Below are 24,819 nucleotides of genomic sequence, written 5' to 3'. Positions count from 1 at the left end.
GCCTTCCTTCATTGCTCGGTTGACCGGATTTCTACCCCAGCGCACCGACAAGTACCGCCGCCGGCGCCGCGCCGCCCTCGGAACCGCTTGTCCCGGTGCCGCATTCGTCTTTCGAACGAATCTTGCGCCGATCGGCGCGCTCTGGCATTCTGTCCTGTTCGGCTCGACCGAGCCACCCGGACCGGGTGTAGACACCATCGAGGCTGCCCGCCGGGGTTGGCGCGAGGGGTGGACATCGAGACATGGCGCAGGCGTTTCGATGACCATATATCCATCCCCGCGGGCAGATTCGCTCGGGCGCGGTGGGCGATTCCGGCGTGATCGGGTAGCGTTCCGCACAGCTTCGACAAGGCGCCGTGCACGGGGTCGGAGGACGTGTTGCGGCTCGATGGTGGAGGGGTTTTTCGCATGCGCCTGGATCCCGACGCTGTCGACGCCGCCGGTTCCACGGACGCGCCGCCCCGGCTGTCGGAGGTGGTGACGAGGCGTCTGGCCGAGGATCCCGCGGTCACGCCGTCGGTAGCGCGGACCGTGTTGCGCGCCATCGGCGCCGCCGAAACAGAGGACGCGTCAACGGCATTCGATCACTCCGGGATCTTCCTCAGCGCCATCCGGGTGTGCGGTTTCCGGGGTATCGGCCCCGAGACGACGCTGCAACTGCCGCCCGGGCCCGGCCTCACGCTCGTGGTCGGCCGCAACGGCAGCGGCAAATCCAGTTTCGCCGAGGCCGCGGAGTTGGCGATGACCGGAGGGAACCGCCGGTGGGACGGTCGCTCGGCGGCGTGGCGGGAGGGCTGGCGCAACCTGCACGACGGCACGGCAGCCCGCATCGAGCTGGAGTTGCTCACCGCCGGTGCCGCGCCGCGCCTCACCATCGCCAAGGAATGGGCGGCCGACGCGGACCTGCCGGACGCGCACTGGACCCAGCGGTATCCGCCCGCGCCGCCGACGGGATTCGACACCGACCGGTGGGCGGCCCAGCTCGAGCTCTACCGCCCCTTCCTGTCCTACAGCGAACTCGGCGCGCTGGTGGACGGGAAACCGAGCGACCTGTTCGACGCGCTGCACCAGCTGCTCGGTCTCGACGAACTCACCCTGGCGCAGGAACGGATCCGGATGCGCCGCCTGGAGCTGGAACGCGCCGTGCGGGATTCGCGTCAGGAACGCCTGGAACTGCTGGAGCTGCTCGCGTCGGTGGCCGACGACCGCGCGGTCCGGGTCGCCGGGCTGCTGCGGCCCGCCCAACCGGATCTCGCCGCGGTGGGCCGGGAAGTGCTCGGCGCGGTGGACGACCCGACCGGACCGGACGGCCTGCGCGCCATCGTGCGGCTGGCGCTGCCCGAGGACGCCGAAGTGGAGGCGGTGGCCACCCGGCTCGAGGAATGGGGCGCGGCGCTGGCCGCGGGAGCCACCGCCGACGCCGAAGCCGATCTGCGCCTGCTGGAACTGCTGCGCAAGGCGCGGGAACACCATGCCGCGAGCGGGCCGTGTCCGTGCCCTGTGTGCGGCCGCGGCGCGCTCGACGACGCGTGGGCGCGCGAGACCGATGCCGCCATCGAGCGGCTGACCGCCCGAGTCGACGCGCTCACCACCGCGCGGATCGAACTCGGCAGCGCGGTGCGGGCCGCTCGGGCGCTTCCCGACCTCGTTCCCGCCGAATTGGATTTCGATCCGCGCAACCCGCCGTCGGTCGACACCACGGCGGTGCGCGAGGCCTGGGCCGAATGGGCCGCGCTGACCAACACCGAATACGCCCCGGACCTGCCCGCCCGGCTGCGCGCCGCCCACGCGCGACTGGTCGACGAACTCGACCTGTTGCAGAAGGGCACCCGCAAGGAACTCGACCGCTTGGACGAGGTGTGGACGCCGCTGGTGCCACGGATCGTGGCCTGGCTGGAGGGCGCGCGCGAGGTGGCCGCGCACGCCGCGGAGCTGCGCACCGTGAAGAAGGCCGAGGACTGGCTGAAGTCGGCCACCGCGGGTCTGCGCGGCGAGCGCATGACGCCGCTGGAGACGACGGCGCGGTGGGTGTGGCGCACGCTGCGGCAGCAGAGCAACGTCGAGCTGGGCGCGATCCGTTTGCAGGGCAACGCGGGCACCGCGCGCCGCGTGCTGCTCGACGTGACCGTCGACGAGGTGGACGGCGCCGCGCTGGGCGTGATGAGCCAGGGTGAGCTGCACGCGCTCGGTCTCTCGCTGTTCCTGCCGCGCGCCACGGTGGAGCAGAGCCCGTTCCGTTTCGTCATGATCGACGACCCGGTGCAGGCGATGGACCCGGCCAAGGTGGACGGCCTGGCCCAAGTACTCGCCACGGTCGCCTGGACCAGGCAGGTGGTGGTCTTCACCCATGACGAGCGCCTCGCCGAGGCGGTGCGGCGGATGCAGCTCGACGCGACCGTGCTGGAAGTGCAGCGCCGCGACCGCTCGGTGGTCGAGGTGCGGGTGTCCAGCGACCCGATCCGCCGCTATCTCGACGATGCCCGCGCATTGGTGCGCACCCCGCAGTTGCCCGCGGCGATCGCCGACGAACTGGTGGCCACGTGCTGCCGTTCCGCGGTGGAGGCGTCCAGTCTGGCCAGGGCGCGGCGCACCCTGCTCGCCGCGGGCATGGATCACGCGGAAGTGGAACGCCACATCGATGCCGCGCATTCGACCCGGGCGAAAGTGGCGCTCGCGGTCTTCGGGGTCGGCAGCAAGGTCGACGACTTGAACAAGAACCTCATCGCGCGCGAAGGACGGTGGGTGGTGGACGCATTGCGCGACGTCACGGCGGGCGCGCACGTGCCGATCGGGCGCGATATGCGTGAGCTGATCGGTGAGACCGAGAAGTTCGTCGCGTGGCTGGCCAGGTGAGGCGCCGATGAGCGGTCGGCGTCGGCCGGTCGGCGCACGTCGTGGACCCGCGGGCGGCGGACGCGCGGCCAGGCACGGGCAGCGTGGGCCGAACAACGGCGCGCAACGCTCGCGCGCGAATCGGCCGTCGGTCGCCGAGCGGCTGGAAACCGTGGATCTGTTGCTCGCCGGATCGGTGACCGCCGCGGGCGGGCTGTGGTCCCGCGCGACGGCCTGGATTCTGCGGATCGCTCTGGAGCAGGCCGTCGACGAACTGTGGCTGCGGCTGGCGCCCCCGCTGGTCCGCTGTCCGATGCGGGCACAGCTCATCGCGCTGCGCGCCTTCGCGGGACCGGACGTGGCGGCGCGCGTGGCCGTGCTCTGGGCGGCGTTGTCGCGCGCCGCGCACCATCACGACTACGAACTCGCGCCGAGCGTCACCGATCTGCGGCGCTGGCGGGAGCAGACCGTAGCCTTGGCCGAGGACCTGGCGGCGGTGCGGGCGCGCCGGGATTCCTGACACAGGTCGGAAGGGCGCGGAATGAACAAGGCACGGCGCTGCCCGTGTGGGCGTGGCGAGGCATTCGAGGACTGCTGCGGTCCGGTGTTGAGCGGCGAGCGTCCCGCTCCCACCGCCGAAGCCCTGATGCGGTCGCGCTACACCGCGTTCGCGGTGGGCGATGTCGACTATCTGCTGCGTTCGTGGCATCCGCGCACTCGCCCGGCCGCCTTGACCCTCGATCCCGCCCAGCGCTGGTTGTTCCTGGAAATCACCCGGACCGATCGAGGTGGACTGTTCGACGACACCGGCACGGTGGAGTTCGTCGCGCACTACCGCGACGCGGGCGGTCGCGGCGCACTGCACGAGACCAGCCGGTTCGCCCGATCCGACGGCGCCTGGGTCTACCTGGACGGCACGCACGACGACTGAGCGGTAGCGTCAGCGGGCATGGCACGCGTCGCGATCGAGTACTGCACCCAATGCCGCTGGCTGCTGCGGGCGAGCTGGATGGCGCAGGAATTGCTCAGCACCTTCGCCACCGACCTGGACGAAGTCGCGCTGCTGCCGGGTTCGGGCGGGGTCTTCCGGATCACCGTGGACGGCGAACAGATCTGGGAGCGCAAGGCCGACGGCGGATTTCCCGACATCACGGTGCTGAAGCAGCGGGTGCGCGACCGGGTCGCACCCGAGCGCGACCTCGGTCATGTCGACCGGCGCGAGTGAGACCGCGCCGGGAACTCAGCCGCAGCAGCCGCCACCGCAGCAGCCGCCGCCCGCCGGGGGCGCCGCCGGGGTTGGTGCGGGCGCGCCCGCGCCGCCTCGGGAGACGGTGGCGAAGGTGGTCAGCAACTTGACCGTGTCGTCGTGGCCGATCGGGCAGGTCGCCGGCGCGGCCGACTCCGCCATCGGACGGGTCACCTCGAACGTGTCACCGCAGCTGCGGCACCGATAGCTGTAACTCGGCATCCGCTCAGTTTAGGGCCTGTGCCGCCGGTGTGTTCGGATCGGCCTGCGCCAAATGCTTCGCAGCCGCGGGCCGCGTCCGTAGCGTGGCTGGGCAGCGCGGCGATGAAGAGGTGACGGCGATGGCGGACGGCAGCGCGGGAGCGGTACTTCGAGCGTTGCTCGAGCTGGGTCCGGCTCCGCGCAGTTCGATCGCCAGACACGCGGGAATCTCACCCGCCACGGTGACGTGGCAGACTCGCGCGCTGCTGGAGGCGGGGTTGATCGTCGAGCTGCCCGAAACCGCCGGCGCGTCCGGGATCGGCCGACCGCACAGCCCGCTGGCGCTCGACACCGCCGACAACGTGGCCATAGCGGTGCACATCGCGGCCACCCACACCACCGTCGCGCTGGTGGACATCGGCGGCACGCTCCGGCACAGCACGAAGGTGCCGCACCGCACGCACGCCCCGTACGACATCCTGGCCACCGCCGCCGCCGAGGTGTGCCGGGTCCGCGACGAGTCCGGCGGCCTGCGGATCGTGGGTCTGGGCGTCGCTACCGGCGGCCGGGTCGACCGAACGGCGGGGTCGGTGGTGGACCATTCCTTCCTGCGCTGGCGTGACGTTCCGGTGCGGGAGTATCTCGCCGCGCGCACCGGATTGCCGACCCAGCTCGACAGTCACACCAGAGCGCTGATGCACGCCGAGCAGCTGTTCGGCCGCATGGGCGCGACGGCGAGCTCGGTGGTGCTGTTCGTCGGCAACGTGATCGATGTGGCCATCGCGGTGCACGGGCAGGTGCACTATGGGCCGAGGTCCGGAGCCGGATCGATCGAGTCGCTGCTCGGCCTGGGCGCGGGAAAGAGCGCGGGCCCGCAGGGGGGCTCCTCGCTCGACGACTACTACTCCGATCATGCGCTGCTCGAGCGCTGCGGCGTGGCGTCGACCATGCCCGAGTTGGTGGCGGTGGCGGCCGAAGGCGCGCCCGTGCGCGGGCTGTTCCTGGAGCGCGCCCGCGTGCTCGGCCGGGTCGTCGCGGCGCTGATCGATCTGCTCGATCCCGAATCGGTGGTAGTGGTCGACCGCGGCCGTCGCGTCGGCGGCGTGTGGGAGGCGTATCTCGCGGCCGTTCGCGAACATTCGCTGTTGTGTACCGACCCGGCCGAACTGGTGGTCGGTTCGTCGTTCGAGGGACGAGTCCTGGAGATGTCCGCGGGCGCGGTGGTGCTGCACAGCCTGTTCCACACTCCGCTGCGCGCGCTGGAGGCGGCCGTTTGACTCCGACTTATTTTAAGTAGAACGAATATTGACGTGCGGCACGGTTATTCGGGAAAGTTCTTTCATGAAAGAAATGCACCGAGCCATTGCCGGGACCGGATCGCAACTGCGGTGTTGTCCGGGAGCGAGATATTCCCGAGAACACCGGATTCGACCCAGGAAATCACCGTGCGCAATTCTCTCCGGCGATTAGCACTCGTCACCTCCGCCACCGCTCTGCTCGCCGTCTCGTGCGCCACCGATGAGGGCGGCGACACCGATCTGAAATCCGCTCTGCCGACCACCGTTCCGGCAGGCACCTCGTTGTCGGTGGCGGTCAACACCACCCGCGTCGCGCTGGAAACCTCCGGTGAGATCGGCAAGCTGCCGTTCACCGTGTCGGCTTGGCCCGCCGTCTCCGCGGGCCCCGACGTCATCCAGGCCTTCCGTGGCGGTTCGGTGGATATCGCGACGAACGCGGGCATCCCGCCCATCCACGCCCACGCGACCGGTCTCGACGCCAAGATCGTCGGCGTCAAAGTCCGTGACATCCCGAACTATCAGCTGGCCACCGCACCCGGCGTGACCGTCAACTCGATCCAGGAATTGCGCGGCAAGAAGATCGGCTTCTCGCCTGGCCAGGCCCAGGGCGTGGTGGTGCTGCGCACCCTGCGCGCCGCGGGCATCGGCCTGAACGAAGTGCAGCTGGTGGAACTCAACAGCCCGCAGTTCCTTACCGCGTTGCAGGGCAAGCAGATCGACGTCGCCCCGCTGGGGGAGCCGACGCTGACCAAATACCTGGACAAATACCGCGGGCAAGGCGCCACGGCGGTGGCCACGCCCGCGGTGGACGCGCTGACCGTGCTGTGGGCGCCGACCGCGGTCCTGCGCGACTCGGCCAAACTCGCGGCCGTCCGGCAATTCGTCGAGTTCTGGGCGCGCGGCGATGTCTGGGCCTGGGAGCACCAGGAGCAATGGATCTCCTCTTACTACGTGAAAGACCAGGAAGTCTCCGCGGCGGACGGCAGGCGAATTCTGGATACGACACCGCGCCCCTATTTCCCGGACAATTGGGACAAAGCGATCGCATGGGAGCAGGACACCGTCGACTTGCTCACCGGTTCGGGCTATTTCGGCAAGCGGTTCGACGCGAACGAACTTTTCGACCGCCGCTTCGAACGAGTCGCCGCCGAGGCGGTGACCGCGAACTACCGCACCCAGGACACCCGGTGAACCGCTCGAGCGCCCGCACAACACAGGAGTCGCCATGACCATCGCACTGACTCGCACCGTAGCGGCGCCGCCGTCGCGGACCGACGGATTCGTCGAACGCAGGCAATTGCGCAGGCTCGGGCTGCGCAAGTCCGTTCCGTTCGCCCGGATGCTCGGCGTCCTAGTAGTGCTCGGCCTCTGGGCGGCAGGCGCGCACTTCGGCTGGCTCGACGAACGCAAGCTGTCGGCGCCGTGGACCGTGCTGGAAACGGGCTGGGACCTGCTCGTCAACGGTTCCCTGGCGGCGAACGTGTCCGCCTCGCTGCAGCGCGCGGGCATCGGCCTCGGCATCGGCGTGCTGGTCGGCACGACGCTCGCCCTGATCGCGGGCCTGTCCCGATTCGGTGAGTCGCTGGTGGACGGCCCGATCCAAGTGAAGCGGGCGATCCCAAGCCTCGGCCTGATTCCGCTGATGATCCTCTGGCTCGGCATCGGCGAATCGTTCAAGATCGTGCTGATCACCCTCGGCGTGGTGATCACCATGTATATCCAGACGCACGCCTCGCTCACCACCATCGATCAGCGGCTGGTGGAACTGTCGGAGGTGCAGCGGGTTTCGCGGGCCACGTTCATCAGGAAGGTCGTGGTACCCGGTTCGCTGCCCGGCTTCTTCCTCGGCCTGCGACTCTCGGTGACCGGCGCGTGGCTGGCGCTGATCGTCGTCGAATCCGTCAACGCCATCGACGGGTTGGGCAAGATGATGCAGAACGCCCAGAACTACGGCCAGGCCGACGTGATCCTGGTGGGCCTCGCGGTCTACGGCACGTTCGGACTGTTGTCCGACGGTGTCATCCGGCTGGTCGAGCGGAAGGTGCTGTCGTGGCGACGGACGATCGCGGGGTAGGCGTACAGGTCCGCGGACTGACCCGCGGTTTCGGGGAACGCACGGTGCTGGACGGCATCACGCTGACGATCCCGGCCGGGCAGTTCGTCGCCCTGCTCGGCCGCAGCGGGTCGGGCAAGAGCACGCTGCTGCGCGCGCTGGCCGGACTCGACTACGACGTGGCCGGGTCGGGCACGCTGCGGGTGCCCGCCAAGACGTCGGTGGTTTTCCAGGACTCCCGCCTGCTGCCATGGCAACGGGTGCTGGCCAACGTGCTCTACGGCCAGCCGCGCTCGCGCAAGGCCGCGGCGGTGCGGGTACTCACCGAGGTCGGTCTCGCCGGACGCGAACGGGCGTGGCCCAACCAGCTCTCCGGCGGCGAGCAGCAACGGGTTTCGCTGGCCCGCTCCCTGGTGGGCGAGCCGGACCTGCTGCTGGCCGACGAACCCTTCGGCGCGCTGGACGCGCTGACCAGGATCAAGATGCACGAGCTGCTGCGGCAACTGATCCGGCGCCGCCGCCCGACCGTGCTGCTGGTCACCCACGACGTGGACGAGGCGATCGCGCTCGCCGACCGGGTGCTCGTGCTCGACGAGGGGCGCATCACGGTCGACGTGCCGGTGGACCTGCCCGCCGAGCGCGACCCGAGTCTGCCCGAATTCCAGCGCGTCCGTCGCGCATTGCTCGCTTCGCTGGGCGTCGCCCCGGCCGCTGTCTGAAAGGACCCGACCATGTCCGGTAAACAACTGCACCTCAACGCCTTCCTGATGTCGGTGGGACACCACGAGGCGGCCTGGCGGCTGCCGGAAAGCGATCCGTACGCGCACACCGACATCAACTACTACGTCGAGCTGGCCCGCACCGCCGAGCGCGGCAAGCTGGACTCGATCTTCTTCGCCGACAGCCCGGTGCTGATGGGCGATCCCGGCCGCAGGCCGAGCGGCAAGCTGGAGCCGACCGTGATCCTCACCGCGGTGGCCGTGCAGACCAGCCGGATCGGCCTGATCGCCACCGCGTCCACCAGCTACAACGATCCCTACAACCTGGCACGCCGGTTCTCCTCGGTGGACTGGGTGAGCAACGGCCGGGTCGGCTGGAACATCGTCACCACCGCGGGCGCCGACGCCGCGCGCAACTTCGGTCTGGACGACACCCCGGACCACCAGCTGCGTTACGAGAAAGCCGCCGAGTTCGTCGACGTGGCCACCAAGCTGTGGGACAGCTGGGACGACGACGCGATCGTCGCGGACAAGGGCCTCGGCATCCACACCGACGCGAGCAAGGTTCGCAAGATCGGCCACCACGGCGAGTTCTTCAAGGTCGACGGTCCGTTGAACGTGCCGCGCTCGCCGCAGGGCTACCCGGTGCTGGTGCAGGCGGGCTCCTCGGAGGACGGCAAGAACTTCGCCGCCCGCTACGCGGAAGCGGTGTTCACCGCGCAGCAGACGCTCGAGGACGGCAAGGCGTTCTACACCGATCTCAAGCAGCGCGCGGTCGCGCTGGGCCGTGACCCGGAGACGATCAAGATCCTGCCCGGGATCGTCCCCGTCATCGGCGACACCGAGGAACAGGCACGCGAACTCGACGCCGAACTCGAGCGCCTGATCTCGCCGGAGTACGCGCGCCGCCAGCTGGCCGCGCACTTCAAACTTCCGATCGAGCAACTCGACCTGGACAGCGAACTGCCCGAGGATCTGCCCACCGAGGACGAGATCCAGGGCGCCAAGAGCCGGTTCACGCTCATCGTGAACCTCGCCCGGCGCGAACGACTCACGCTGCGCCAGCTGATCGGGCGGCTCGGCGGCGGCCGCGGGCACCGCACCTTCGCGGGCACGCCCGAGCAGGTGGCCGACACCATCGAGCACTGGTTCCGGGAGGGCGCCGCCGACGGGTTCAACATCATGCCTGCCGTGCTGCCCTCCGGACTGGAGCGCTTCGTCGACCAAGTGGTGCCGATCCTGCAGCAGCGCGGGCTGTTCCGCACCGAGTACACCGAGACCACCCTGCGTGGGCACTACGGCCTGGACCGGCCGGCCAACCAGTACGACACCGCGGACGCGCTCGTGGTCGCCCGATGAGCTCGGTTCAACCGGATCCGTCCCAGCCGGGATGGATCCGGTACCTGACGCGCCGCTGTCTCGAGCACCGCCGCCTGGTCGTGGCCGCGGGCGCCGGTGCGCTCGCGGCGGCGCTGCTGACGGCGGTGCTGCCCCTCATCGTGCGGCACGTGGTGGACACGCTCACCACCACCGCGGCGTCGGTGGCGCCGTGGGCGGCGCTGCTGCTGCTCGTCGGCGCGGCGCGATTCGGGTCATCGTTCACGCGCCGGGTGGCGTCGTCCCAGCTGTCGCTGGGTGTGCAGCACGATCTGCGCCGGGACCTGTTCGCCGCGCTGCTGCGGCTGGACGGCCGCGAGCAGGCGGACCTGCGGACCGGTCAGGTGGTCAGCCGGGCGATCACCGACGTCACGCTGATCCAGATGTTCGTGCAGCTCATTCCCATGGTGGCGGGCAATGTGGTGCTGCTCGCCGGTGCGCTGACCCTGATGACTCTGATGTCGCCCGCCCTGACCGTGATCGCGCTGCTCGTGGTTCCCGCCTTGTGGATCATCACCCGGCGCAGCCAGCGCAAACTCTTCCCGGCCAACTGGGACGCGCAGGCCCGCGCCGCCGAGGTGGCGATGCGGGTGGAGGCCGCGGTCGCCGGGGTGCGAGTGGTGAAGGGGTTCGGCCAGGAACGGCACGAACTCGACGGATTGGCCGCGAAGGCGCGGGAGCTGTACCGCTCCCGGCTGCGCGTCGCGCGCATCACCAGCCGGTTCACCCCGGCGATGCAGGCCGTGCCCGCGGCGGGACAGGCGCTGATCCTGATCGCGGGCGGGCTGCTGGCGCTGTCGCAGTCCATCACGCTGGGCACCTTCTTGGCGTTCATGACCTATCTCGGCTCGTTCGTCAGCCCGATCCGGCAGTTCGCCATGCTGCTGACGGTCAGCCAGCAGGGCAAGGCGTCGCTGGACCGGGTGCGCGAGGTGATCGAGGCGCCGGCGCCGGTGGAACGTCCCCAGGTCGAGACGGTGCGCGGCAGTACGCCCCCGCGCGTCGAGTTCCGCGGCGTCGGTTTCGGTTTCGACCGCACCCGGGTGCTCGACGGGCTGGAACTGACCGTCGAGCCGGGCGAGACCATGGCGATCGCGGGCGGTGCGGGCAGCGGCAAATCGATACTGGTGCAATTGCTTCCGCGTCTGGTCGACCCGGACGCCGGGGCCGTCCTGTTCGACGGCGTCGACATCCGCTACCTGTCCGACGCCCGCGACCAAGTGGCGATGGTGTTCGAGGACACCCACCTGATGGCCGACAGCATCCGGGCCAACGTGGCATATGGACGTCCGGCGGCCACGGACGAAGAGGTCTGGCACGCTTTGTATCTCGCCGCGGCCGACGGGTTCGTGCAGACGCTGCCCGAGGGACTGGATACCAGGATCGGCGAGCGCGGGCAGCGGCTGTCCGGCGGGCAGCGGCAGCGCATCGCGCTGGCCCGCGCGCTGCTCACCGACGCGCCCATCCTGGTTCTCGACGACGCCACCTCGGCCATCGACGCGCAGGTCGAGGAACAGATCTACGCCAGGATCGCGGCCGAGGTGCGCGGGCGTACCACCATCGTCGTCGCGCATCGCCTGTCCACCCTGGCGCTCGCCGACCGGGTGGCCGTGCTCGACGACGGACGGGTGGCGGAACTGGGCACGCTGCGCGATCTGCAACACTCCGGCGAGTTGTTCCGCGCGCTGTTCACCCCGCCGGAGGTGACGGGAATCGGCGTGGACGCCGGGCTCGCTCGGCCCGAGGCGCCGACCTCCCCGCTGTGGGTCGAGCCCGCCGGGGACGATGATGACGGCGCACGCACCCTGGAGCAGGTGGCGAAGGCGTTCTCCCAGCGTGCCGCCGGTGCTCCTGCCGGAGCGGGCCGGGCGGCGGGGCCGGGGATGCTCGCCGCCGCGCCGCCCAGCGGTGACGTGCAGGAGCTGATCGACCGCCTTCCCGCGCTGACCGGCGAACCGGAGGTCTCCGAATCCTTCTCGCACACACCGGATCCGGAGTTCTCGCTGCCGCGGCTGCTGCGGCCGTTCGCGGCGCCGTTGCTGGCCGGGCTCGGTCTGGTGGGGCTCGACGCCCTGGCGCAGGTGCTGATTCCCTTCCTGGTGCGTTACGGCATCGACCACGGCGTCCTGGCCGGCGCGCGCGACGTGCTGCTGGTCGCGGCGGCGCTCGCGCTGCTCGTGGTCGCGGTGGACTGGGCGATCAGCGTCGCACAGGTACGGGTCACCGGGCGCGCGGGCGAGCGGCTGCTGTACGGCCTGCGGGTGAAGACCTTCGCGCAGTTGCAACGGCTCGGCTTGCAGTACTACGAGCGCGAACTCGGCGGCCGGATCATGACCAGGATGACCACCGACGTCGACGGGCTCTCCGCGTTCCTGCAAACCGGCCTGGCCACCGCGCTCACCAGCACGGTGACCATCGCGGGCGTGGTGATCGCACTGCTGGTCATCGACGCGCGGCTGGCGCTGGTGGTACTCGCGCTACTCCCGCTGCTGGTGATCTCGACGGCGGCGTTCCGGCGCGCGTCGGTGCCCGCCTACAACCTCGCACGCGAGCGGGTCAGCATCGTCAACGCCTACCTGCAGGAGAACGTCGACAACATCAAGGTCACCCAGGCCTACCGGCGCGAGGAGCGCAATCGGGCCGAGTTCGAGCGGCGGTCCTGGGACTATCGCGACGCGCGCCTGCGCAGCCAGATCCTGATGGCCGTGTTCTTCCCGTTCATCGAGTTCATGTCCGTGGTGGCCACGGCTGCGGTGCTCGCGGTGGGCGTGCACCAGGTGCGCGAGGCCGTGCTCACCGCGGGCACGCTCATCGCCTTCCTGCTCTACGTGGATCTGCTGTTCGCGCCGATCCAGCAGCTGTCCCAGGTCTTCGACAGCTACCAGCAGGCCGTGGTCGGCGTCGATCGGCTCGGCGAACTGCTGCGCACGCCGGTCGCCACCCCGGACGCCGCCGACGCGCGTGCGGTGTCCCGCCTGAACGGTGCGATCGAGTTGCGCGGAGTCGGATTCACCTACGAGACCCGCGCCGAGCCGGTGCTCTCCGGCATCGATCTGCGCATCGAGCCGGGGCAGAAGGTGGCGCTGGTCGGCGAGACGGGCGCGGGCAAGTCGACGCTGGTGAAGCTGCTGGCCAGGTTCTACGACCCGACCGAGGGCGCGGTGCTGGTCGACGGCGTCGACGTGCGCGACTATCGCTTGCGCGAGTATCGCAAGCGGCTCGGCGTGGTCCCGCAGGAACCGTTCCTGTTCGGCGACACCGTGCGCGCGGCAATCTCCTACGGCAAGCCGGAGGCCACGCCCGCCGACATCGAGTGGGCGGCGCGGGCGGTGGGCGCGCACGAGATGATCGCCGCGCTGGAGCACGGGTACTACCAGCCCACCGGCGACCACGGACGCAGCATGTCGGCGGGCCAGCGCCAGCTGCTCGCGCTCGCGCGGGCCCAGCTCGTCGAGCCGGACATCCTGATCCTGGACGAGGCCACCGCCTCGCTGGATCTGGCGACCGAGGCCAGGGTGCGGGCCGCGGTGGACGTGCTCACCGCCGGGCGCACCACCATCGTGGTCGCGCACCGGCTCGCCACCGCCGCGGACGCGGATCTCATCGCGGTGGTGGGCGAGGGGCGGCTGTTGCAGACCGGCACGCACGCGCAACTGCTCGGCGAGGACGGGCCGTATCGCCGCTTGTGGGCGGCGTATGTCGGCGACGACACGGCGTCGGTCGGTGACCGGGAACCGGAGGCCGCGACCTGATCCCGCGCCACCGTGACAGCAGGAGCATTCTCCTGGCTATCCCCAGGTGGCGGTGGGCGCCTGCGCTCGCGTGACCGATTCGACACCGCGGCGCCGGCCAGGGGCCTGAACAGCGGATGAATGGGAGTCGACGCGGCAATGTCACGGCATCGCGACGCTCTCGTACTGATCTTCGACGTACTCTCGAAAAAGAAGTATGAGGAGGTCTGCGATGCGCGCTCAGTTCTCCGAGGCGGTGCCCGGTCCCGACGGTTCGGCCGAGCCCATCGCGCGAACGGCCTACGGCGACGTGCGTGGTGTGCGCGAAGGGCCGGTGTCGGTCTGGCGCAGCATCCCCTACGCGGCGGCTCCCACCGGTCCGGCCAGATTCGCTCCGCCACGGGCCCCGCAGCCTTGGGACGGGGTGCGCGACTGCACCGTTTTCGGGCAGATCGCGCCGCAGACGATGGGCACCATGGTTCCCGTCGACTCCGGCCTGACCATGGGCGAGGACTGTCTGTGGCTCAACGTCTGGTCACCGCGGCCGGAGACGGGCGATCCCACCCGTGGCCCGGACTCCGAGCCGCGCCCGGTGCTGGTCTGGCTGCACGGCGGCGCGTACTGCCTGGGCACCGCCGCGCAGCAGATCTACGACGGGCGCAAGCTGGCCGCGGCCGGTGACGTCGTGGTCGTCGGGGTCAACTATCGGCTCGGTGCGCTCGGCTTCCTCGACCTCTCCTCGCTCGGCGACGACTTCGCGCCGAACCTCGGTCTGCACGACCAGATCGCCGCACTGGAATGGGTACGCGACAACATCGCCGCGTTCGGCGGCGATCCCGGCAACGTCACGCTCTTCGGCGAGTCCTCCGGCGCGGGTTGCGTCACCGCGCTGCTGACCGCCCCCCGCGCCGCCGGGCTGTTCCACCGGGCGATCGCGCAGAGCCCGCCCGCCACGACGGTGTTCGGACAGGAACGGGCCGCGACGGTGGCGCAGCGGTTCCTCGAGCTGATCGAGCTGCCCGCGACCAGGGCCGAAGAGCTGCTGGACTGCCCGATCGAGCGGATCGTGGCGGCGGCGGGCGTCCTGCTCGACGAGATACCGCTGAAGGAGCCGGGCCGGCTTGCGGCCGCGCCCGTGGTCGACGGCGATCTGCTGCCGACCTACCCGATCGACCGGTTCCAGCGCGGACAGTCGCACCGGGTGCCGTTGATCATCGGCACCAACAAGGACGAGGCGTCGCTGTTCCGGCTGCTGCGCTCGCCGATCATGCCGGTGACGCCGGACGCGGTGAACGCGATGCTGCGCGACGTCGCGGCGAGCCACCCGGAGATGTCCGCGGAGCGCATCGCCGAGATCACCTCGGCCTACCCGGACCTGAAAAAGGCGCGCGGGGCGCTGGCGATGTCGACCGACGCGGCGTTCCGGATGCCGGCGCACTGGGTGGCCGACGGTCACGCCGAGCACTCGCCCACGTGGATGTACCGCTTCGACTACGCGACCCCGATGCTGAGGGCCGCCCGCGTCGGCGCCGGTCACGCCACCGAATTGCCTTACGTCTTCGGCAATTTCGGGACGCTGAACCTCGATCCGACCTTCTGGCTCGGCGGCCGCAAAGCGGCCATGGACGTCTCCGGGCGCGTGATGCGCCGCTGGCTGGCCTTCGCCGCGCACGGCGTCCCCGCCGCGCTCGACGGCTCCAAGCACTGGCGGCCGTATCGCCTGGGCGCCCGCGCCACACTGCTCATCGACGGCGTCGATCGCGTGGTCGACGACCCCGACCGCGACCTGCACACCGCCTGGGGACAGCAAGCCGTCGGGTTCTCCTAGCAGACGTTCTTCGCGCAGCACGCGATTCGGGTCGTCCGCGCCGTCGGCAGGCGCCGGAAGTGGCGGCAACACCAGCCCGATCGCGCCGCCGCCGGATGCCTGGTCGATCGCGGCACCCGGCGAGCGTGAGCGCCTCAGACGTCGGTGGAGAAGCGGATGCCGCCGTCGGGAATCTCCACGCCGGGCCAGACGCGAGCGCCGCGCAGCAGTTCGCAGCGGGCGCCGATATTCGCGCCGTCTCCGATGACGCCGTCGCGGACCAGCGCGCGGGGGCCGATGCGCGCCCCGAAGCCGATGATGGTGCGCTCCACCGTCGCGCCCGCCTCGATCACCGCGCCGTCGAAGACGACCGCGCCGTCCAGGCGCGCGCCCGCGCCGATCTCGGCGCCGCGGCCGACGACCGTGCCGCCGATGAGCACCGCACCCGGAGCGACACCCGCGCCGGGATGCACCAGCGATTCACCGCGCTGCCCCGGCAGGGCGGGGGAGGGCGCGATGCCGCGCACCAGATCGGCGGAGCCACGCACGAAGTCCTCGGGCGTGCCCATGTCGCGCCAGTAGGAAGCGTCGACGTACCCCTGGACGCGGGCGCCCTCGGTCAACAGCGCAGGGAACACCTCGCGCTCCACGGACACCGGACGCCCCGCCGGGATCTTCTCGATGTACTCCCGGCGGAAGACGTAGCACCCGGCGTTGATCTGATCGGTCGGCGGATCCTGGGTCTTCTCCAGGAACGCGGTGACCCGGCCGTCCTCGTCGGTGGGCACGCAACCGAACGCGCGCGGGTCGCTGACCCGGACCAGGTGCAGCGTCACGTCGGCGCGGGTCGACTCGTGGGTGTCGAGCACCGCGCCGAGGTCGGTTCCGCCGAGCACGTCGCCGTTGAACACCATCACGTTGTCCGCGCGCAGCTTGGGCAGCACGTTGCGGATCGCGCCGCCGGTGCCGAGCGGCTCGGTCTCGGTGACGTACTCGATCTCCAAGCCCAGCTCGGAGCCGTCGCCGAAGTGCTCCTCGAACACTTCGGCCTTGAACGACGTGCCCAGCACCACGTGCGTGATCCCGGCCTCGGCGATACGGGCGAGCAGATGGGTCAGGAACGGGAGCCCGGCCGTCGGCAGCATCGGCTTGGGCGCCGAAAGGGTCAGCGGCCGCAGCCGCGTGCCCTGCCCGCCGACCAGGATCACCGCGTCGGTGCCTGTATTTCCTGCCATCAAGCTCCCCTGTTCACAAGGTCGTTTCTCGCCGCCGTCGCCGGTTACCCGGCGTCGCGCGCCTGCTGGCGCAGGGCAGATCGAACCGCAATCCGCGAGCGGACCGCAAGTCCGGCCCGCAGCGCCAACCGCAGCGGAGCCTGCCACCAGTGCGGATGCCGGTCGGCCTGGAACCGGTAGGCGCTGGCATGGTGGGCGGGCAGCATCACTTCGGGATGGCGGCCCGCTGCGTGACCTTTGGCATGGGTTACCTCGGCGTCCGGCACGAAAACGTTGTGCCAACCCGCCTTGCCCATCCGGTCGCCGAAGTCGACGTCCTCCATGTACATGAAGTAGCGCGAGTCGAAACCGTCGATCGAGTCGAACGCCGCGCGCCGCACCAGCAGGCACGACCCCGACAGCCAGCCGACGGCTCGCTCGGAGATCTCCTCGTTCTCCTGCCGGTACCTGCGGGTCCATGGGTTGGACTTCCACACCGTGCCCAGGATCGCGTGTCCGGCGCCGTCGAGCAGGCCGGGCACCCGGCGGGCCGACGGGTACACGCTGCCGTCCGGCTCCAGCACCAGCGGACCGAGCGCGCCCGCGCGCGGCCAGCGCTTGGCGGCGGCGAGCAGTTTGTCGATGGAATCGGTGCCCCAGCGGATATCCGGGTTGGCGATCACGACGAATTCGATCGCCGGATCGATCTCCGCGACCGCCCGGTTGATCGCGCCGCCGTAACCGATGTTGCCGCCGGTGCGCAGCAGCCGCACGTGCGAATTGGCCTCGGCGACCAGCTCCGGCACACCGTCGACCGACCCGTTGTCGGCGAGGATCACCTGAGGTTTCTCGGCGGTGGCCCCGGCTAGAGTGCTGATGAAGTGCTCTAGGTGCTCACCCGGCGAGTAGGTCACCGTGACGACGGCCAGGCCCGCGGGCGCGGCGGATTCGGAATCACTCACGACAGCCAACCTTAACGGGCGCAACCGCAAGCCGTCCGTCGATGGCTCGCGCTCGTCCGCAGCCGAGGTGGAGGATGCCGGACAGGCGCGCGCGCGTCGTGTGTCGAGCGGAGGCCCGCCCGGCTGGCGCAGCGGGACATCCTCGGGGCGATACCTTGCGCGTGGCCGGAACGAAAGCGCAGTACGCCTGACGGGCGCTGCGGGAGACAATCTGCGCATGACCGGGGTGCGAGAGTACGCCCGACGGGCGCAGCCGGACATCGTCGGTCGACAGCCTGCGCGTGATCGGAGTGACAGCGGAGGTAGGCCCAACGCGCGCAGCTCGACCCCTCCGTCGATGGCTCGGCATGCCGCGAAGGCAAGGTACGCCTGGCGGACGGAGCCAGCTGTCGTCCATCAGCCCGCATGACCGGAATGAATGCGGAGGTACGCCTCAATCGGCCTGCCGCGCCAGCGCATCTCCCAACGCGGTCCGCCAATCCCGCAGCGGCGTGAGCCCGGCGTCGTTCCAGGCCCGCGGCGAGAGCACCGAAAACGCCGGGCGGCGTGCGGGTCTGGGGAACGCGGAGGAGTCGCACGGACGGACGCGCCCCGGATCGGCGCCGACACCGGCGAACACCGCTCGGGCGAGCTCGAATCGGCTGGCCCGCCCGGCGTTGGTGGCGTGCAGCACCCGCGGCGCGTCCGGCCTGCCCGCCAATTCCAGCAGCGCGACGGCCAGGTCGGCGGCGTAGGTGGGCGAGCCGACCTCGTCGTCGACGACGTCGACCGTGTCGCGTTCGCGCTCCAGCCGCAGCATCGTGGCGACGAAATCGCCGCCGCGCCCGGTGTATACCCACGCGGTGCGCACCACGTGCGCGTCCGGGCAGCGGCTCAGCACCGCCTGTTCCCCGGCGAGCTTGGACGCCCCGTAGACCGACGTCGGTCCGGTCACATCGGCTGTGTCGTACGGCCGATCCTGGGTACCTGGGAAGACGTAATCGGTGGACAGATGGATCAGCCGGGCACCGAGGTCGGCGCAGACGTCGGCGAGCACGGCCGGTCCGGTGGCGTTGCCCGCGTACGCCGCCTCGGTTTCGGTTTCGGCCAGGTCGACGGCGGTATAGGCGGCGCAGTTCAGCACCACGTCGCCGGGCGTGAGCACCGCGCGCACGGCGGCGGGGTCGGTGATGTCGAGTTCGGCGCGCCCGTAGCCGCTGGCGGCCGGAGCGAGACGACGCAGTTCCCGGCCTACCTGCCCGTGCGCGCCCATGACGACGAGGCGAGCGGACGCGGTGGAGTCGGGCGCGGTGGGGTCGGTCACGGGCGCAAGTCTGGCACGCCGCCACGTCCTCGGTTGCGGCCGTTCGCGCCCGCCGTTCGATAGCCTTGCGCTATCGGGGGATCCCGAAACCGGGCGGGGCGAGCGGTAACCATGGTGGCGGATCGGTTGCGCACGCGTCGCCAGGACACCGAGTTTCGGCGAGAGGATGCGGACTTGTCGCAGCGGAGGGGCACATCGGCGGCGTCGCGGGCGACCGGGCCCGGCGACCGGGCCTTCGGGCCGCTGCGCTCGCTCGCCGTGGCCGCCGCCGTGATCGTGCTGGTGCTCACCGGTTTCGCCTGGCACAGCGTCGACGGGCTGGTGGCCGACATCGAGCGTCTCGGCGATCTGGGCCTCGGCGGCGGTCGCGACGGCGCGGTGGACATCCTGCTGGTCGGTGTGGACAGTCGTACCGACGCGCACGGCAACCCGCTGTCGGACGCCGAGCGCGCGATGCTGCACGCGGGCGACGAGGTCGGCACCAACACCGACACCATTGTGCTGCTGCGCGTGCCGAACGACGGACGCTCGGCCACCGCGATCTCGATCCCGCGCGATTCCTACGTCGGCATTCCCGGCCTCGGCATGGGCAAGATCAATTCCGCCTACGGCGCGACCAAGGCGGCACAGTTCCAGAAGCTCCTCGACCAGGGCGTCTCGAACGTCGACGCGGAGCGGCAGTCCACCCAGGCGGGCAGGCAGGCGCTGATCAAAACGGTGGCCGGGCTCACCGGTATCACCGTCGATCACTACGCCGAGGTGAGCCTGCTCGGCTTCGCGCTGCTCACCGATGCCGTCGGCGGCGTCGAGGTATGTCTGCGGAACCCGGTCGACGAGTGGATGTCCGGCGCCAAGTTCCCCGCCGGACGCCAGCGCCTGGACGGGCCGCGGGCGTTGAGTTTCGTGCGCCAACGCCACGATCTGCCGCGCGGCGACATCGACCGCATCGTGCGCCAGCAGGTGTTCATGGCACAGCTGGTGCAGCAATTGCTCAGCGCGAAGATGCTCGGCAACCCGGCCAAGCTCCAGCAACTCAGCGACGCGGTGGGCCGGACGATCGTGCTGGACGAGGACTGGGACGTGCTGGCGTTCCTGCAGCGGTTGAAGGATCTGTCCGGCGGGCAGGTGAAATTCGAGACCATTCCGGTCGCCGATCTCAACGGCGAGACCGGCAACGGTGAATCCGTGGTCAAGGTTGAGCCCAAGGCGGTCAAGTCCTACGTCGCCTCGCTGGTCGGCGGCGACCCGGCCCCGCGCAACGCCGAGCCGGGGTTCGATCCCGCGACCGTGACGGTCAGCGTCTACAACGCGGGCGGCATCGGCGGACTCGCGGCCGAGGTCGCGCAGGCCTTGAGCGCCAAGGGCTTCCGTCAAGGCACGGTGTCCAACTACAGCGGCGGCCACGTCACCGGCAGCCGCGTGCTCGCGGCGGACACCTCCAGTCCGAAGGCGCAGGCGGTCGCCAAGGCGCTCGGCGGGCTGACGGTGCTCGCCGATCCGGCTCTGTCCCCGGATTCGGTGAGTGTCGTGCTGGCGAGCGACTATTCTGGTCCGGGCTCGTCGGCGAGCCGGATGTTCGACCTGTCCGGAACGTCGACCGCGGCCACACCAGTCCCGCCCGCTCCACCGATCGACGCAGGCCAGAACGGACCGAAATGCGTGAACTGAACCATGCGTGACATCGACCAGGCACATACTCTCACCGAAGCGGTGCTCGATCCCATCCTCGCCCGCGAACCCGCGGGTCCGCGCGTCACCTACTACGACGACGCCACCGGCGCCCGCATCGAGCTGTCCGGCGCGACGCTGGCGAATTGGGCGGCCAAGACCGCCAACTTGATTCGCGACGAGTTCGGCCTGAGCCCGGGCGCGCGGGTCGCCGTCCTGCTCCCCGCGCACTGGCAGACCGCCGCGGTGCTGCTGGGCTGCTGGTGGGCGGGCACCGAGGTGGTGTTGCATCCGGACCGGGACGCCGATCTGGCCCTGGTCACCCCGGACCGCCTGGACGACGCCGACGGAGCGGGCGAGGTCGCGGCCCTGTCGCTGGACGCCATGGGCTCGCCGGTGCGCGACCTGCCGGTGGGCGTCACCGACTTCGCCACCTCGGTGCGCGTGCACGGCGACCAGTTCCTGCCCCGCGGCGCCGGCGTCGCGCTGGACGGCATGCCGGTCGCCGAGGTGCTCGCCGAGGCACGGAAATCGGCGATGCGCCAGGGCTTCGCCGAAGGCGACCGAGTGCTGTCGAGCACGCCGTGGGACACCCCGGCCGAACTGATCGACGGATATCTCGCGGTGCTGGCCGCGGGCGCTTCGCTGGTGCAGGTGGTCAACCCGGATCCCGCGCTGCGCGAGCGGCGCGTCGCCTCGGAGCGGGTGACCGCGCAGCGCGGCTGAGCGGCTCCTACCACGGTATAAGCGCCGAATCCGACCTGAGGACGTTCCACAAGCGGGCCGGGTTCCGTACGGTGGACTCATCGGCGACGACGACGGGGTTGGACTTATGAAGCCACATTATTGGTTCCGCTGGTTGTCCGTGCAGGGCGCGCCTCGTCTCGTCCTGCGCCTGCAGGCGCGTCGCGGTGACCCATTCGCCGAACTGATGGGCGGACCGGCCGGCTTCGACGACCCCTATCCGCTGATCGAACGTCTGCGCGGCGAGACGAGGCTGTTGCGCACCTCGATCGCGTGGGCGACCTTCGACCACGAGCTGTGCCGCTCCATCCTGCGTGACAGCCGCTTCGGGGTGCGCACCACGGAGAGCTTCAACATTCCCAAGCCGCTGCAGAAGCTCGCCGAGCGCTTCCCCCTGCCCCCGAATCCGGTCGAGCCGCCGTCGATGCTGGTCATCGATCCGCCGGAGCACACAGCCATGCGCAAACCGGTGGCCTCGGCCTTCACTCCGCGCGCGATCCGCAGGCTGCGCGACCGCGTCGAGTCGGTCACCGAGGAACTGCTGGACGATCTGCCCGCGCACGGTTCGGCGGACCTGATCCGCTCGTTCGCCGCCCAGGTGCCGATAGCGATCATCTCGGAGATGCTCGGTTTCCCGGACGAGGACAAGGCGCTGTTCCTGGACTGGGGCGATCAGATGACGCCCCTGCTGGACGTCGGCATCCCCTGGCACGCGCACCGGAAAGCGATGCGGGCCATGGAGGTGATGAACGACTACCTCGACCAGCACATCGAACGGTTGCGTCGCGCGCCGGGCGAGGACATCCTCAGCAGCCTGGTCGCCGCGGGCGAACTGGACTCCTACGCGCTCAAGGCCACCGCGAGCCTGCTCATGGGCGCGGGCTTCGAGACGACGGTCAACCTGATCGGCAACGGCGTCGCGCAGTTGCTGGCCCATCCGGATCAGCTGGAGCGGCTGCGCGAGGAGCCGGAGCTGTGGCCGAACGCCGTCGAGGAGATCCTGCGTTTCGACTCCCCGGTGCAGACCACCGCGCGGACCGCGCTGACCGACGTCGAGATCGACGGCGTCCGGGTGCGCGAGGGCAACACAGTGGTGCTGTCGCTGGCGGGCGCCAACCGCGATCCCGCGGTCTTCGCCGATCCAGGGCGTTTCGACGTCGGGCGCGACAACGCCAAGGACCACCTGTCGTTCAGCAGCGGCGTGCACGTCTGCCTGGGCGCGAGTTTGGCCAGGATGGAAGGCGTCTACGCCCTGCAAGCCCTGTTCGAGCGGTTCCCCGACCTGCGGCTGGACGGTCCGCTGCGGCGGCGCGCGCTGTTCACCCTGCACGGGTACGAGCGCATGCCGGTGCACCTCGGCCAGCGCGCGCAGGCCCCGGAGCCGGTCTGATCAGCCCGTGGTCTTCCAGACGTAGCGGGTCTTCGGGCGCCCGGCCCGGCCGTAGTCGGAGCGGCGGACGACCAATCCGTCGTCGGCCAGCTTCTCCAGATAACGCCATGCGGTGATGCGCGAGACGCCGATCGAGGTCGCGGTGTCCGCGGCCGTCACACCTTCGGCCTCGGCCGCGCGCACGGTGCGGGAGATCTCGTCGAGGGTCTGCGGCGCGACGCCCTTGGGAGTCGTCGCGCGCTGGTCGGGGGTGCGCAGGGCGCTCAACGCCCGGTCGATGTCGTGCTGGGAGATGGCGCTCTCCCCGGCAGGGAGCGCGGTGCGGAACTCGCGATAGCGGTCCAGTTTGTCGCGAAACGCGGCGAAGGTGAACGGCTTCAGCAGATACAGCACGACGCCGTGCGACACCGCGGTGCGCACCATGGCCAGGTCCCGCGCGGACGTGATGGCGATGACGTCCGGGCGCGGCGCCAGGCCGGTCAGTGCGGCGGCGACGTCGAGGCCGCTGGCGTCCGGAAGACCGATGTCCATCAGCACCAAATCGATCGGCGTGCCCTCGGCCGCGGCGTCGGCCGCCGCGCGCATCGCCTCGCGTCCGGTGTGGGCGATGCCGACGGGTGTGAATCCGGCGATGCGCTCCACGTAGGCGCGGTGTGCTTCGGCGATCAGCGGCTCGTCCTCGACGATCAGCACGCGGATCATCGTGCCTCCTTTCGTGGGATCGTCACGGTGACCGCGCTTTCGGGATCCCGTTCGGTATGGATGCTTCCCCCGTGACGGGCCACCAGCCGGTGGACCAGCGCGAGACCGAGCCCGTGGTGGTCGGCTTTGGTCGAATAACCGCGCTGGGACGCGCGGGCGAACGTCTCCGCCGACATGCCGGGGCCGCTGTCGGCGACCCGGATGTAGAGCGTGGACTCGTCCGGGGCGTCCGCCCATTGGTGGCGCAGCGTGACCTCCACCCAGCCGGAGGTGCTGTCCGCCGCCGCATCGATCGCGTTGTCGACGAGGTTGCCCACCAGCGTGACGGTTTCGTGCGGGGACAGCGGGTCCACCGAGTCGAGCGCGGTGTCGTCGGTGATCGTCAGCTCGATGCCGCGTTCGGCGGCCTGGTTCACCTTGCCGAGCAGCAGAGCGGCCAGGGCAGGCGCGCCCACCGCGGCGAACAACCGATCGATCAGCGACTGGGACAGCTCCAGTTCCGCCGTGGCGAACTCGACGGCCTCGCGGTGGCGACCCAGTTCGACCATGGTGACCACAGTGTGCAACCGGTTGGCCGACTCGTGCGCCTGCGCCTGCAACGACGCCGCGAAGCTGCGCACGGAATCGAGTTCGCCCATCACCGCCTGCAACTCGGTGTGGTCGCGGATGGTCATCACCGTGCCGATCGCCCGGCCTTCCCACTCCACGGTGTCCTGGTTGACCAGCAGGATCCGGTCGGTGGTGACGTGCATCTCGTCGCGGACGGTGCCCCAGCTCATCCGTTGCAGCGACAGCGGGAGGTCGCTGCGCCGCACGTCGCCCGCGGGCAGGTCGAGCAGGCGGCGCGCCTCGTCGTTGACCACCTCGGCATCCTCGCCGGACGCGCCGAACACCACCAGGCCCTCGTGCACCGAATGCAGGACGGCGTCGTGGTGCTCGTACATCGCGCGCAACTCGTCCGGCGCCAGGCCGTGGGTCTGCCTGCGCAGCCTGCGGCTCAGCAGGAACGATCCGCCCGCGGCCAGCGCCAGCCCGGCCGCGGCGACGCCGAGGATCAGCGGGAACTGAGTGGCGACCTGGTCGCCGATCTTCGCGCGGGTCACGCCAGCGGAGACCAGGGCGACGATCCGCCCGTGGTCGTGGACCGGAGTCACCGCCCGGATGGAGGGGCCGAGCGTGCCGGTGAAGGTCTCGGTGAACGTCTCGCCCGCCAGCGCGCGATCGATGGTGCCGCTGAACGGCAGTCCGATCATCGCGGGGTTGGTGTGCGTGTAGCGGGTCCGATCCAGCGCCATGACCACGATGAAATCCATGCCGGTCTCGCGCCGGATCTCCTCGGTCACCGGCTGCAACAGCGCCGTCGGATCCGCGCTGTGCAGCGCGTCGATGGTCGAGGGCGCGTCGGCCACGCTCACCGCGACGTCGGTGACCTCCCTGGTGGTGGTGACGTCGCTGTCGTGCCTGGCGTCCAGGACCGCGAGCACCACGCCGATCCCGATCATCACCGCCAACACGACCAACTGGAAGACGAACGCCTGCCCGGCGAGGGAGAGCCGACCGCGTCTCACAAGC

At 70.4% G+C, this 24,819-nt stretch carries 20 protein-coding genes; 14 read left to right on the top strand and 6 right to left on the bottom strand.

The window, feature by feature from the left end; all coding sequences use genetic code 11:
* The first annotated feature begins 408 nt into the window (after positions 1-408).
* The 4 genes from ACIA5H_RS21635 to ACIA5H_RS21620 are packed head-to-tail and all read left to right on the top strand — an operon-like array spanning position 409 to position 4,057.
* Positions 409-2,853 (top strand): AAA family ATPase, encoded by a 2,445-nt coding sequence (locus tag ACIA5H_RS21635; protein WP_397077152.1) that lies wholly within the window; start codon positions 409-411, stop codon positions 2,851-2,853.
* 7 nt (positions 2,854-2,860) lie between these two features.
* Positions 2,861-3,352, top strand: coding sequence for a hypothetical protein (locus tag ACIA5H_RS21630; RefSeq protein WP_355077200.1), 492 nt, complete (start codon positions 2,861-2,863; stop codon positions 3,350-3,352).
* Positions 3,353-3,373: 21 nt separating this feature from the next.
* The gene (locus ACIA5H_RS21625) at positions 3,374-3,763 is read left to right on the top strand and encodes a YchJ family protein (RefSeq protein WP_356967304.1); all 390 of its coding nucleotides are present in this window, start codon (positions 3,374-3,376) and stop codon (positions 3,761-3,763) included.
* An 18-nt stretch (positions 3,764-3,781) separates the two neighbouring features.
* Positions 3,782-4,057 carry a SelT/SelW/SelH family protein gene (locus tag ACIA5H_RS21620; protein WP_379254892.1) on the top strand — a complete coding sequence of 92 codons (276 nt, stop codon included), beginning with the start codon at positions 3,782-3,784 and terminating at the stop codon, positions 4,055-4,057.
* 15 nt (positions 4,058-4,072) lie between these two features.
* On the opposite strand, the gene ACIA5H_RS21615 is transcribed toward ACIA5H_RS21620, so the two are convergent.
* Positions 4,073-4,300, bottom strand: coding sequence for a zinc ribbon domain-containing protein (locus ACIA5H_RS21615; protein WP_379254894.1), 228 nt, complete (start codon positions 4,298-4,300; stop codon positions 4,073-4,075).
* Positions 4,301-4,419: 119 nt separating this feature from the next.
* On the opposite strand from ACIA5H_RS21615, the gene ACIA5H_RS21610 reads away from it, so the two are divergent.
* From ACIA5H_RS21610 to ACIA5H_RS21580, 7 genes are all read left to right on the top strand, one after another.
* Positions 4,420-5,556, top strand: coding sequence for an ROK family protein (locus tag ACIA5H_RS21610; protein WP_379254896.1), 1,137 nt, complete (start codon positions 4,420-4,422; stop codon positions 5,554-5,556).
* 168 nt (positions 5,557-5,724) lie between these two features.
* Positions 5,725-6,768, top strand: a complete 1,044-nt coding sequence (locus tag ACIA5H_RS21605) for an ABC transporter substrate-binding protein (RefSeq protein ID WP_364432540.1) — start codon at positions 5,725-5,727, stop codon at positions 6,766-6,768.
* Positions 6,769-6,802: 34 nt separating this feature from the next.
* Entirely contained in the window at positions 6,803-7,651 is an 849-nt protein-coding gene (locus ACIA5H_RS21600) for an ABC transporter permease (RefSeq protein ID WP_355077189.1), read from the top strand.
* Positions 7,627-8,349, top strand: a complete 723-nt coding sequence (locus tag ACIA5H_RS21595) for an ABC transporter ATP-binding protein (RefSeq protein ID WP_379254898.1) — start codon at positions 7,627-7,629, stop codon at positions 8,347-8,349. The genes ACIA5H_RS21600 and ACIA5H_RS21595 overlap by 25 nt, the downstream gene beginning before the upstream one ends.
* 12 nt (positions 8,350-8,361) lie before the next feature.
* Positions 8,362-9,708: an LLM class flavin-dependent oxidoreductase gene (locus ACIA5H_RS21590; protein WP_355077185.1), complete on the top strand. Its 1,347-nt coding sequence runs from the start codon at positions 8,362-8,364 to the stop codon at positions 9,706-9,708.
* Positions 9,705-13,478, top strand: a complete 3,774-nt coding sequence (locus ACIA5H_RS21585; RefSeq protein ID WP_397077151.1) for an ABC transporter ATP-binding protein — start codon at positions 9,705-9,707, stop codon at positions 13,476-13,478. Before ACIA5H_RS21590 ends, ACIA5H_RS21585 begins: the two co-directional genes overlap by 4 nt.
* A 211-nt stretch (positions 13,479-13,689) precedes the next feature.
* Positions 13,690-15,285 (top strand): carboxylesterase/lipase family protein, encoded by a 1,596-nt coding sequence (locus tag ACIA5H_RS21580; RefSeq protein ID WP_397077150.1) that lies wholly within the window; start codon positions 13,690-13,692, stop codon positions 15,283-15,285.
* Between the two features lie 134 nt (positions 15,286-15,419).
* On the opposite strand, the gene ACIA5H_RS21575 is transcribed toward ACIA5H_RS21580, so the two are convergent.
* From ACIA5H_RS21575 to rfbD, 3 genes are all read right to left on the bottom strand, one after another.
* Positions 15,420-16,499 carry an NDP-sugar synthase gene (locus tag ACIA5H_RS21575; RefSeq protein WP_356967317.1) on the bottom strand — a complete coding sequence of 360 codons (1,080 nt, stop codon included), beginning with the start codon at positions 16,497-16,499 and terminating at the stop codon, positions 15,420-15,422.
* Between the two features lie 44 nt (positions 16,500-16,543).
* Positions 16,544-17,440: a glycosyltransferase family 2 protein gene (locus ACIA5H_RS21570; RefSeq protein WP_355077177.1), complete on the bottom strand. Its 897-nt coding sequence runs from the start codon at positions 17,438-17,440 to the stop codon at positions 16,544-16,546.
* Positions 17,441-17,873: 433 nt separating this feature from the next.
* Positions 17,874-18,692 (bottom strand): dTDP-4-dehydrorhamnose reductase, encoded by an 819-nt coding sequence (gene rfbD / locus ACIA5H_RS21565; protein ID WP_355077381.1) that lies wholly within the window; start codon positions 18,690-18,692, stop codon positions 17,874-17,876.
* Between the two features lie 162 nt (positions 18,693-18,854).
* Here rfbD and ACIA5H_RS21560 point away from each other — a divergent pair, with 162 nt between their 5' ends.
* From ACIA5H_RS21560 to ACIA5H_RS21550, 3 genes are all read left to right on the top strand, one after another.
* Positions 18,855-20,411: an LCP family protein gene (locus ACIA5H_RS21560; RefSeq protein ID WP_379254903.1), complete on the top strand. Its 1,557-nt coding sequence runs from the start codon at positions 18,855-18,857 to the stop codon at positions 20,409-20,411.
* Positions 20,412-20,414: 3 nt separating this feature from the next.
* On the top strand, positions 20,415-21,137 hold the full coding sequence (locus tag ACIA5H_RS21555) for a TIGR03089 family protein (RefSeq protein WP_356967321.1): 723 nt from the start codon (positions 20,415-20,417) through the stop codon (positions 21,135-21,137).
* 106 nt (positions 21,138-21,243) lie between these two features.
* Complete coding sequence (locus ACIA5H_RS21550; protein ID WP_379254906.1) at positions 21,244-22,545, top strand: cytochrome P450; 1,302 nt, start codon at positions 21,244-21,246, stop codon at positions 22,543-22,545.
* Here the strand turns inward: ACIA5H_RS21550 and ACIA5H_RS21545 are convergent, their stop codons facing one another.
* Positions 22,546-23,247: a response regulator gene (locus ACIA5H_RS21545; protein WP_379254908.1), complete on the bottom strand. Its 702-nt coding sequence runs from the start codon at positions 23,245-23,247 to the stop codon at positions 22,546-22,548. It lies immediately after the preceding gene.
* Positions 23,244-24,815, bottom strand: a complete 1,572-nt coding sequence (locus ACIA5H_RS21540; RefSeq protein ID WP_356967325.1) for an ATP-binding protein — start codon at positions 24,813-24,815, stop codon at positions 23,244-23,246. Before ACIA5H_RS21540 ends, ACIA5H_RS21545 begins: the two co-directional genes overlap by 4 nt.
* Between the last annotated feature and the right edge of the window lie 4 nt (positions 24,816-24,819).

Origin of the sequence: Nocardia sp. NPDC051900 (assembly GCF_044452545.1) — a bacterium.
In the GTDB taxonomy this organism is placed as follows: domain Bacteria; phylum Actinomycetota; class Actinomycetes; order Mycobacteriales; family Mycobacteriaceae; genus Nocardia; species Nocardia sichangensis.
The sequence above is the reverse complement of the archived record's forward strand: the minus strand, read 5'-3'. Positions and strand labels throughout refer to the sequence as shown.